At 30.8% G+C, this 11004-nt stretch carries 9 protein-coding genes and 1 pseudogene; 1 reads left to right on the top strand and 9 read right to left on the bottom strand.

All coding sequences use genetic code 11. The features are described from left to right. Positions 1–194: 194 nt before the first annotated feature. On the bottom strand, positions 195–767 hold the full coding sequence (locus tag Q1A01_RS23235; RefSeq protein ID WP_299685850.1) for a hypothetical protein: 573 nt from the start codon (positions 765–767) through the stop codon (positions 195–197). 203 nt (positions 768–970) lie between these two features. Beyond that, positions 971–2758, bottom strand: a complete 1788-nt coding sequence (locus Q1A01_RS23230; protein WP_299685847.1) for a WG repeat-containing protein — start codon at positions 2756–2758, stop codon at positions 971–973. A 448-nt stretch (positions 2759–3206) separates the two neighbouring features. On the opposite strand from Q1A01_RS23230, the pseudogene Q1A01_RS23225 reads away from it, so the two are divergent. After that, positions 3207–4170, top strand: a pseudogene (locus Q1A01_RS23225) (transposase). Positions 4171–4216: 46 nt separating this feature from the next. On the opposite strand, the gene Q1A01_RS23220 reads toward Q1A01_RS23225, so the two are convergent. The 7 genes from Q1A01_RS23220 to Q1A01_RS23190 form a co-directional block, all read right to left on the bottom strand. Beyond that, the gene (locus tag Q1A01_RS23220) at positions 4217–4804 is read right to left on the bottom strand and encodes a hypothetical protein (protein ID WP_299685844.1); all 588 of its coding nucleotides are present in this window, start codon (positions 4802–4804) and stop codon (positions 4217–4219) included. 64 nt (positions 4805–4868) lie between these two features. Next, positions 4869–5453, bottom strand: a complete 585-nt coding sequence (locus Q1A01_RS23215; RefSeq protein ID WP_299685841.1) for an SMI1/KNR4 family protein — start codon at positions 5451–5453, stop codon at positions 4869–4871. Between the two features lie 234 nt (positions 5454–5687). Further along, a complete protein-coding gene (locus Q1A01_RS23210) occupies positions 5688–6137 on the bottom strand; it encodes a hypothetical protein (protein ID WP_299685839.1) in 450 nt (149 codons plus the stop codon). A gap of 233 nt (positions 6138–6370) precedes the next feature. Next, positions 6371–7024 carry a DUF4279 domain-containing protein gene (locus tag Q1A01_RS23205; protein ID WP_299685837.1) on the bottom strand — a complete coding sequence of 218 codons (654 nt, stop codon included), beginning with the start codon at positions 7022–7024 and terminating at the stop codon, positions 6371–6373. Positions 7025–7188: 164 nt separating this feature from the next. Further along, positions 7189–7605 (bottom strand): hypothetical protein, encoded by a 417-nt coding sequence (locus Q1A01_RS23200; RefSeq protein ID WP_299685835.1) that lies wholly within the window; start codon positions 7603–7605, stop codon positions 7189–7191. Positions 7606–8108: 503 nt separating this feature from the next. Next, positions 8109–10097: a YCF48-related protein gene (locus Q1A01_RS23195; protein WP_299685833.1), complete on the bottom strand. Its 1989-nt coding sequence runs from the start codon at positions 10095–10097 to the stop codon at positions 8109–8111. Between the two features lie 262 nt (positions 10098–10359). Next, entirely contained in the window at positions 10360–10776 is a 417-nt protein-coding gene (locus Q1A01_RS23190; protein ID WP_299685831.1) for a hypothetical protein, read from the bottom strand. Between the last annotated feature and the right edge of the window lie 228 nt (positions 10777–11004).

The raw sequence follows: 11004 nt of genomic DNA, 5'->3' as shown, positions 1-11004 counted from the left end.
TATTTTGTTTAATTTTTCTTTTAAACTCACAATGTTTCTCTAATAATGCACCACAACGTTTACGTATAAGATTAGTGGCGCGTTTAAACACCTAATTTAGTTAAACAAATACTTGCCAGCGGAAAATTCTGCAGGAATTTTCCAAGTAGGCTAGGACCAGCCATTAATTTTATACTTTGTTGGTAACAGTAATTTTAACAATCGTTCACGTGATATAAAGTCAGATACCATTCGCCATCTTTTTTTTCAAAACCTAAAATTCTAAAGGTTCCAACTTCTTTGATTACATATTCAAAATAAAAAATCGAATCAGAAAAGTTAAATGTATTTTCCATTTCATCATCAATTCCGATAAAGTTGATAAAATCCCAATCATCAAAAACCCAATTTTTTCTGCTCATTACAAAGGTTTCGTCGCAACCATTTTCCACAGCTACTAAATTGTCAAAATCAATATGTTTTTCTTGAAAGGAAATGTCAGATATAAACTTTTTCGAAAACTCAAGAAAGTCTTTTGGTATATTGTCTTTGTTAGAAAATTGTTCAGAAACAGAGTTGTATTTTTCAGCACGTTCAGAAATCAAGTTCCAATCATAAGATTCTACTTGTCCTAATTTATATCTTTCGTAAATAGAGTCAGAGTCAGAGTCAGTTGCGATAACTTCCGTTTTTTGTATTTCGACAGGAAGTTCAACTTTGGGTTTTTCTTTATTCTCATTACAAGAAAAGACGATAATAAAAAGTAAAATCAGTTTCGGTATTTTCATTTCGCTTATTGTTGCCAACGGACTTGTGAATGAAAAAGACACTAACTTTTCAGATTAACACAGAGCCTAATTTTATATTTTGTTTTAATTTTTTTCTTTTTAAAAGCCAAATTAAAAATTTGGCGGTCTCTGCAAATAATTACAAAACTCTAAGTTTAGCACTTACTAGCTATGTTTTATACACCGTGTTAGCAACTGGGTTTTTATTCATTTTTCACCAAATAGCCAAATTTTTTGTCAATCAGTTTCTTGCTTACATTTAATTCAATAACTTTTCCATCTGTGTCTGTAGAAAAGTACTTCCCATTTTCTTTGATGTAAATTGTATCCAATTGTTTTTGTGTCAAATATGGCCATTCCCACAAAATCTGTTCGTATTTGATAGGATGGATTGTTTTATTACCCCAATCAACCGTTCCATAAAGTCCATCATTTTTCACTTTTATTAGTTTTGAGTTATCTACAAAAATTTCATCATATTGAGTTGGAATTACGATTTCTCCATCTCTACTTATCAATCCTTTTTTTCCATTTTTGGTAACAAAATGTTCTTTTGGTCCATATTCTACCCAATTAGATATTTCTTCGTATTCAATAGGAATAATTATATTTTTTTCTATGTCGATAATACCGTATAAGCCATTTTTTTGAATAATGTAATTTTGGCTTTTTCCATAAAATGTTGGCGTAATATTTTCGTATGCAAATGAAATAATTTGCTTACCGTTTTTATTTATCATACCATAATTGCCTGATTTATTTACAATGAAATAATCGGAGTAACTACTAGAAATAACTTCATCAAATTCGAAAGGGTATTTAACGTTACCTAAATAATCTATTAAACCATATTTTCCATTTAGTTTGGCGAATGTAACTGACCTTCCATTAAATGGTTCAATTTCTTCATATTCAAAAGGTATTTCCATTATTCCTTTATCAGAAACTGTTCCTGTCATTCCAGAATTTTTAGTTAAAATAAAATATCTTTGGTATGATTCTTTACTTTTATAACTATCCCATTTATATTCCTTGATGTCAAAATCGGTAATTGGTTTTGCTGTTTTGTCTAAAAGTTGAATAATATTTCCTTTTCGGATAGCAATAAGTTCAGAGTTATTTGAATATTCCGATGGATGTTCGATAAAATCATTAGTTATGGGTATAACAATTTCACCTTGAGTGTTGATAATTCCATACTTTCTATTATTGGAAACAATTCCTAAATCGTTTTGGAAAGGTTTGGCTATTTCGTAAGTTCCAAATGGAACAATCTCTTCTAAATCATTATTTATATATGCCGTTTTGTTTTCTGCTTTAACTAAAACTAAACCATTCCCAAATAAGGTGCTTTTCGTTCTTCCGTCAATTTCAATGTAAGTCTCAACAACTTCATCATACTTAAAATCAGTTTTCCTTGTACCTTTTTTTGAATAAAAAGCCCATTTAGAATTTTTTGAAGCAAGAACTATTGTGTCGTACATTGATTGTTTAACACTTTCAAATTCAATCGGAACTATTTCTTCTCCTTTCATATTTATGAAACCAAACTTTCCTTCTTTTTTAGCGATTGCTAAACCAGAATTATAAAAATAACTTTTATTTTCGTACTGAAAAGGGATTTTCACTTCTCCTTTGCGATTTATATACCCATATTTTCCTTTAAAATTCGCTGGTGCGAGTTGTCCTTGATCGAAAACACCCATATTGTCGTATTTAAAACTAATCAAAGTGTCTTGATGAATATTAATAAATCCATATTTACCATCCTTCAGTTGAGCAAATATCATATTCTTATCGTCAATAGGATTTAAGAACTTATAAACATTCAAAGGAATTATAGTATCTCCATTTTGATTTATAAATCCCCAAGTATTTTTACTGTTAATTCGTTTGTAAGTTTGGAATTCAGTAGTATTTAATTCTGCTTTTTTTGATTTGCAAGAAGTAATTAGCGAAAGAATAATCAGTATGTTTATAAATGTTCTCAATTTTCGTCTTGCCTTGTTGCTAACGGTTTGTGTATGGTTAGTTGCGTGGTTAAGCAACTAATTTAGTAAACAAATACGAATCCGAGAAAATTCCGCAGGAATTTTCGCAAGTAAGCACGTAAAAATCAATTAATTATATACGGCTTAAGTTTGATATTTCTAAATATTAAATGGAGTAGTTCATGTTATTATAGTGTTTGAAGTCTAGACTTCAAACACTATAATAAGGGGTTGTTTTCCTCTTTACTATTCTAATTAACTTTCAGTATAAACTAGAAAGAACAAAAGAGAGAATTATGGTTAGTATACACGGTGAAGCTTTAGACTTCGACAACATTGATAATCCTCTCTCTTTTACTACTTAAATCACGTTCAGTTCTGTGAGAACTAGATCTCGATTTCAAGTTGTTGTGAGTATAGTAGCTAGTTCTTTCCAAAAATAGTTCTTATGATTAAATATAGCGAAATTTATGGAGTAGACATCAGTAAAGATGTCTTTGATGTGTTCTGTAATTTGACAGGTCATCGTCATTTTAAGAATACAGAATTAGGTTTTACCGCTTTCGCGAAATCATTACCAAAAGGATCTCTTGTAGTTATGGAGGCTACGGGTTATTATCATTATCGTTTAGCACAGTTTCTAGACAAAAAAGGGATAGCAGTTTCTGTGGTTAATCCGTTATCAGTAAAACGTTTTATCCAGATGAAACTAGCAAAAGTTAAGACAGATAAGAGTGATGCTAGGATGATTTGTGAGTATGGTATAATGAATGAAGTTCCTTTATACAATGCCCTTACAGAGATTCAAGCGGAATGTTTACAGCTTTTTAGGTTGCTAGATAGTTATCTTAAGAAGCGTACGGCTACTAAGAACAAAATTCACGGAGAGACCGTACTTGGGATTCCTTCTTCTTTTGTTTTTCGATCACTCCAGCGCAATCTTAAACATCTTAATGCAGAGGTAAAAGGAATAGAAACTAGACTTTTGAAATTGGTTAAAAAGGATCAACAGCATCAGTTAACCTTACTCAAGAGCATTCCAGGAATGGGGATGAAGGCTGCCTTATTTCTGATCGTTGCGACCGATGGTTTTTCCAAGTTTGAAAACGCTGGACAACTTTGTAGTTATGTAGGTATCACACCTACCATTCGAGAATCTGGAAGTAGTGTAAGAGGCAGAAGTAGGATTAGTAAAGTGGGTAATAAAAAGCTACGAAATCTTTTATTTTTATGCGCTTTTTCAGCATGTAAACATAACAAGGCTTGTGGCTATTTATGATCGAATTGTGGCTAAGGGAAAGAATAAGAAACTAGCTTTGATAGCTGTGGCAAACAAGCTCTTAAAGCAAGCCTTTGCTATTGTGAAATCAGGAATGCCTTATGATGAGAATTATGTATCAAGATTAGTTTAAAAAAACTTGTTTTTTAACTCAGTTCTTTGTCGGCAATAGTTTTTCTTTAGGGAACTTGATACTGATATATTAATGCAATAAGTTCGTCCTCATAAAATTCCATATATATTCTATATTCTAATCCCTTACTTATTAAAGGGGGTAGGTTGTCAGGTAAGGGACCTCCATTCTCTAGCATTAAAAAATTCCAAGTTAGAAATGTTCTTTTGGTATCACTTTTTTCAGAATCAGGTTTGCCAAAAATCGTTTTTGCATAATTAATTGACATTCCAATTTCTGCTCCCATTTCTGATATAAGTTCATCAATTTTAATCGCCATATTAGGGTTGCTATAATTAATACCCTCTGATTTAAGTATTTTAATTAATTCAGGGTTTTTAACCTTATCTGTTGTTAAAATTTCTGTACGAACACTAAAATCAGAATTTAGAATAAAGAATAGTTTACTTTTTCCATCAGGGCTAATAAACCATTTTGTTGAATCAGATTTAAATTGCTCTATTTCAGGGATATAGAAAACAGAAAACCAATCAGGTATCATTTCTTTTTGATTAGTTTTTTTTTGTCCAAATACTAAAGATGAACTCAGAAAAAAAAAGCTTGATAAAATGATGAAGGTTTTTGATTTTTTCATAATTATTGCCAACGTTTAGTGTAAAATGCGTTTTAATGCATTTTACATCTTGTTAGCTGTAGATTTAAATAGCTATAAATTCTTTTGGAATCCATTCTTTATTTGTCTTTCCATCAAAATATCTAGTATAATTTCCCATTTCATGAAGGAATGTAATAGGATCTTTAACAATCAAAGAAAGAAATTCTTTAACTGTATGAGCAATGGGTTTCGAATTTGTAAAATCTCCATGATCAAAGTAAAAAACTTTTCCATTAAAAAGTACAAAGTAATTTCCCGAATGAGAAATTTCTGCAAAAGCTATACCTGATTTGTGGTAATCAAGTAGATCATCTTCATCACAACTTTCAAACCATACTTTCCATTCTCTATTAAATTGTTCTAAATAATTTATAGAACTAAATTTAATCCCAGATTCATCCTTATTAAGATAAAGTGTCATTCCATTATGATGTTTATACAACTCAATAATTTCCTCATTGTAAGAAGGAATTAATTTAGTTAAAAGATTAATTTCATTGTCATTTGCTCCAGTATGGATTTCGTTTTTGACCTCAAAAATTAATTCTGATTCTTTGTTTTTTCCAGTTAAAGAATAACACTTAAATTGTTTTTTCTTAAGATTGATATGTCTTAAAAAATTTTCCATGTTAGTTTATTAATTACAGCTAACGGTTAGGCTATGGTTAGTACGGGAATTAAAAGCAGTGAACTTTCAATTAAGTACTTAGCCAAAACTTTTTATTTTGTTTTACTTTTTTCTGTTCTAAAACCAAATCAAAAGATTTGGCGGACTTTATAAAAACACACTAGACTAAGGATTAAGCACCATAACCCGTATTAATTATAGCCATTGTTAGGCACAGTAATTTTTTCCGTTTTCTTAATTCAAGAATAGTGTATCAAAATACGAAAACAATGGTTCTTTATGTGCGATTCTTATTTCTTTTCCATTTTTCATTACAATTACAGCTCGACCTGATAAATCTGTTTTGCGTTTTTCAGAGTCAAGTTTATTTAAGTCAACACTTGTCGATAAAAATCCGACATCCCATCTCTCTTCATTTTCCGAAATACAAAATGCCTTTTTACGAAGAGTGTTTTTTCGGCGAGCAATTATTTTATCCACGTCATTTCCATCGAATAACTCATAATTCAGTTTAGTTTTATTTGCGGGTGAATTCGTATATCCGTTGTCAATTATATATTGTTCAGCGAGTTCAATTGCTTGTTCTTTTGTCAGTTCATTAGTCATTTGAAAAGAAGAAGTAAGTACCCAAATAATTCCAAAAACTATAATTGTAAATAGTGATGTCTTTTTAATTCTATTCATCTGCATTTGAGTGAGTTTTTATTGTGCCTAACGGACTTGTGTATGTAACGTAGCGTGCAAAAAGACAATAGCCTTCGGGTTAACACAGAGCCGAATTTTTATATTTTGTTTTTATTTTTTCTCTTTTTAAAACACCAAATTAAAAATTTGGCGGACTTTCTAAATACACACAAACCTTTTGGTTAAGCACTTATTAGCTATGTTTTATACACCGTGTTGTAAGTAGTACTTTTTCAGAGTACTGACTTTAATTCATTTCCGAAAACGTATTGGTCGATATCAATTCCTAGATTTAATCTGCTCAAACGGTTAATGGTTTCAATATCGAAATTGATTCCTTTATTTCCATCTATATACTGTTGATGATGAATTGAGATTCCAGCATCTGACATTTCAGTCAGTTTTTTTATTCCATCTACGTCCTTTTCCAATTCAGTTAAGAGTAGTTTTAGTTTTGTATCTAAATCATAAGCTCGACTTTTAGTCGGCTCAAATGATAAACGACTAAAAGTATATTTTCCTTTTCCATTTTTTCTATCATCATTTACACTCCAACCTGAAAGTCCTTTTAATGTTGTCAATTCCGAAAGTTGCTCAAAAGTCAGATTTTCAGAAGTCGCTGTTAGATAAACTTGATTCCCATTTTCAGTTCCAATTCCAAGTAATTCATTAGTTTCTTTTGAGAAATGAACAGTCAAGAAAAAAGGTTCATCTTGAATTGGAAAGTAGACAATGTTTACATCATTAAAAGATTCCATATCCACTCTTTCAACTTTAGGATTTCCATTCTCAATTTCGACATTATGAACTTCCAAATATTGTTCAGTAGTTCCGAAAGTTTGATTTTCTATTTCTGAAAAGGCTTTTTTTATTAACTCGTTTTTCAATGTTTATTCAGTTTTTCGGTATTACTTACAACGGTCTAGTGTATGATTTCGTTGCGTGTTTAAGCACTAAAGTTAGCAAATAAATCACAGATGGAAAGTCCGCGAGGACTTTCGTAAGTAGGCTATAACTAGCAATCAATTATACACATTGTTACCTGCTGGCTTTATTCGGTTGTTTTAATTAATTCACATTCAGAATCGAAAATCTCTGGATTCACACATTTTAGAATCAGCTTTTCTTTATTTTTAAATTCAATAACAATGCTACTATTCTTAAAATCAGTAGTGCAATAGATTTTAGAAATCTGTTTTCCGTTCAAATTTAGTTTTTCAGTTGAGTCTACATATTTGAACTGTTCATCATCTTCGATATCTTCTAAATTATCCCAATTTTCCCAAAATCCTATTCCAGCATCAAGAAAGTATTGATGCCAATTTCTGTTTCTAACTTTTATATAAATTAATATAGGTTCTGATTTATGATTTTCACATACAATCAATTGTTCAATTTTTAATCCATTAAACTCATCAAAAACAAATTCTGATTCTTGATATAATCGTCCTCTTGGTTCTCTTTTCATATTTTTATTCAAACCATTTATTTCCGCAATGTCTGCATTGTCTAGCTTTGGGTGTTCTTGCTAATTTTGTACAATTCGGACAATTGTTTAAAAAGATTTCACTTTTGTATTCTTTTAGTATTCAGTTAGCTGTATTTATAATGAATTCTGTTTCCCCATTTTTAATTAATTCAAGAGCTTCTTTATCAGTCGTTATCCAACCTTTACGTTTATAAATTTTATATCGAGATGAACTTTCAGGTTCTCCATTTAGTTTAAATAATGAATTTATATGTCGATGAGCGATATTTTCTTTTTCGTTGAAAAATCGATGGTAGTAATTTGAAATATATCTTGCTGTCTCTATGTTCATCGGTTTTCAGCTTGCAGGTAACGGTCTACTGTATGATTTCGTTGCGTGTTTAAGCACTAAAGTTAGCAAATAAATCACAGATGGAAAGTCCGCGAGGACTTTCGTAAGTAGGCTATAACTAGCAATGAATTATACACATTGTTGCCCACAGTTATTTTTTATTCAGTGACTGTTTGTAAAGAAAATCAGCAACCTTATAGAGTGCATATTTTTTTTCTTTAGAAACATCAGAATATAAATCTCCACTAGTTAGTTCGTTAATCAACTTACCTAATTTTAAAGAGTTACTTTTAATAATTAATCCGTTAAAATTAATAATCCAAGGTGTATATAAATAATTTGGTTTATCGTCTGAATTTTGAATGGTTAAGACTTCTCCGTTTTTAAAATCAATTGTTATTTTTCTCCAAACAGTTGTGGTACTCCAATTACCATATCCAGTATTAAATACTTCGTTAATCACAACATCTGGAATCGAATCAAATCTGTCAGCCACATTTTTGTAAAAAGCAAAATCTGTGTTTTTACCTGGAAACGTGTAATAATTCTCGAAGTCAAAACGGTCATAACCTTTTTTCTTTATTTTCTGTTCTTCTTTATCAATGAAATCTTTGAAGTTGTCCAAATCTATTTCTGAAATTTCTAAATCGTTTATAGTTAGTTTTTTAAAACGAGAATTATCAATTTCGTTAACTATATCATTTAATAATTGAGGATTTATTTCTTTATCCATTTTGGATAAAAATCCTTTACCTTTTTTGTAGAGTTTAAATGAATTGTTTTTTAATCTATATTCTCTGAATTGCCTGTCGCTATGAAAACAACCTTGACTTCCTATTTCTATAGAAAACTTATCTATATTATTTGCCGATAGATTAAATAGTGATTTTGGAAGTTCGTATTCAGAAATTTTTTGTTCATCAATATTTACAACAAATCTCTTGTCTAAATAATTGTCTGCAATCACAACTTGGTTATCAAAAATAACAGCGTTTGAAACGTTAACAGGTAATTCCATATATCGATACCATCCCGTTCTATTTTTATCAAATCTTAAAACAGTAGTTCCATCAAATCCAATTTCTTCTCCTCCATAATTTACTTTTAAGTAAGGTTCTCTGATTGGTACTTCATTTGTCATAAGCTTTGAAACTATAAAATCAGTCTTGTTGATTTTATAAATTTCTCCGTAAGTAAAAACGAAAAGACTTTTGTTTTTTGTGTTGATAGCAGAAGGTGTGCTACTCAATTTTTTATCCGATTTCCATATAGAAACGAATTCTGAATCCCTTAAATCAATCTTTAAATCCTTGCCAATTAAATAAATAGATTCATCAGATGTGGTTTCAAAGTCAGATATATTTGGTAATTCTATCCAGTTAATATTATCGCTTTTTGTATAGAAGATGTTGCCTTGTTGATTAATAATATAATAATCGCCAAAAATTCTTATTTTTCTTATGTCAGGTCTATGTTCTTTGGAAAGTCTTTTATATTTTTTTTGGTCTAATGGTGTCGGTAATCTCTCCCAAGTTTCACAATTATCAGTGGTCTTATAAAGGACATTCCAAAAAGAACCGAACAATCCTGTTTTTTCGTCTTTGGCAAAATGAATTGTATTAAATCTTAATGCCTTTTCATTTCCCGCTTTATCAAAGCTTTTCCAAGTTTCCCCTTTATTAGCAGTATAGTAAATAAGTTGAGAATTTCCACTCATCCAAGCTTTTCCATTCTCATTTATGTAAAAAGCATCAATCCAACTGCTTTTACCAAATTTTACTTTATTCCAAGTTATTCCTTTATCCGTTGAACGAAGAACAAAATCTTGATTTGAGTTTTCTCCGTGAATAAAGCCAGAAATCATCAAAATATCTTCTGAAAAGAAACTCACTCTTTCAAAAATTCCTCTACTTGAAATTGATAATGGGTCTTTTGTTCCTAAAGGTCCAAAATGCCATAAATCACCTATTTTATCCGTGTAATATGTGTTACCAGCTTTAGTTGCAATCCAAATCTTTTCTGAAGGTGAAACTCCTATTTCTGAAACTCCTCCACTAATAGGTAAGTTAGCTAAATATGCATCTTGACTAAATGTCGAAAAGGGTAAAAAGAGTATGAGTAATAAAAATAAATTTTTCATCGGTTAATTCGTTTGCACGAAACTAATTCTGTTTATTCAATTTAAAAATTCAGATTGAGTGAACTATGCTTTTCGGTTAGTGAACGATTCGGTTTATTGAAACTACGGACTTTTGTCAGAATTGTGGGCAACGGTCTCGGCTATGAGTAGTTGCGTGCCTTAGCCTTGTCTTTCCAAATATACCCAAATCGTAGAAAATTTCGCAGAAATTTTCGGATGAGCCGGAACCGAGCAATTGCGTATAGCCCGTGTTGTGCATAGTTTAATTCGCGATTATTATATCCGTGATTGTAGTTCCATCGTAACCTACGTTCTGATTTCGCGATGATAAGCTGTCCCTTATTATTGGTTTGAAGTAAACTCTGCTTGTATCACTCTTAATTGTAAATTCAAAAGGATATGCGCCATAATTTCCGCTTTCGGTTTTGAGTATGACAGATTTCAATTCGTGTTTCGTATTATCGTTAATACTTTCCGCTTTAAATTCTACTTTATCATTTCGTACGTCTGGCACAAATACAAATTCGCCTTGATAGAGATTTCCTATTTTGTTCGGCTCAGAATTCGTTTTGTAGTGTTTTACAAAGACACGTTCGTAAACATATTTCGCTTGGTATTCATTTAATATTTCAGTCAAGCTATCATTTTGGCGTTGCAATTCGCCAATCTGATTTTCCAATTTAGAATTGTTTCCACAACTTGTAATTAAAATTAGTAGGGCTACGAAGTATATTCTTTTCATTTGATGTCGAATGGTTGGATAAATTATGCACAACGGTTTCGTATAACCGTCAGTTAAGGGTTAAATTAGCGATTATTTTAGGTTTAGCACAGACTTTAGCAATTCCGAGTGGATTCGGACGTAGTCGAATCCGCCGTAATTGCAGTTATACATTGTTGTGGTGTC

This window comes from uncultured Dokdonia sp., from assembly GCF_947492815.1.
Taxonomy (GTDB): domain Bacteria; phylum Bacteroidota; class Bacteroidia; order Flavobacteriales; family Flavobacteriaceae; genus Dokdonia.
Note: the sequence above shows the minus strand (reverse complement) of the source record. Positions and strands in the feature narration are given on the sequence as shown.

Excerpts from the sequence above, each read along its gene's own strand:
- Q1A01_RS23235 (WP_299685850.1), bottom strand. The coding sequence starts at position 767 with ATGAAAATACCGAAACTGATTTTACTTTTTATTATCGTCTTTTCTTGT.
- Q1A01_RS23220 (WP_299685844.1), bottom strand. The coding sequence starts at position 4,804 with ATGAAAAAATCAAAAACCTTCATCATTTTATCAAGCTTTTTTTTTCTG.
- Q1A01_RS23215 (WP_299685841.1), bottom strand. The coding sequence starts at position 5,453 with ATGGAAAATTTTTTAAGACATATCAATCTTAAGAAAAAACAATTTAAG.
- Q1A01_RS23210 (WP_299685839.1), bottom strand. The coding sequence starts at position 6,137 with ATGAATAGAATTAAAAAGACATCACTATTTACAATTATAGTTTTTGGA.
- Q1A01_RS23200 (WP_299685835.1), bottom strand. The coding sequence starts at position 7,605 with ATGAAAAGAGAACCAAGAGGACGATTATATCAAGAATCAGAATTTGTT.
- Q1A01_RS23195 (WP_299685833.1), bottom strand. The coding sequence starts at position 10,097 with ATGAAAAATTTATTTTTATTACTCATACTCTTTTTACCCTTTTCGACA.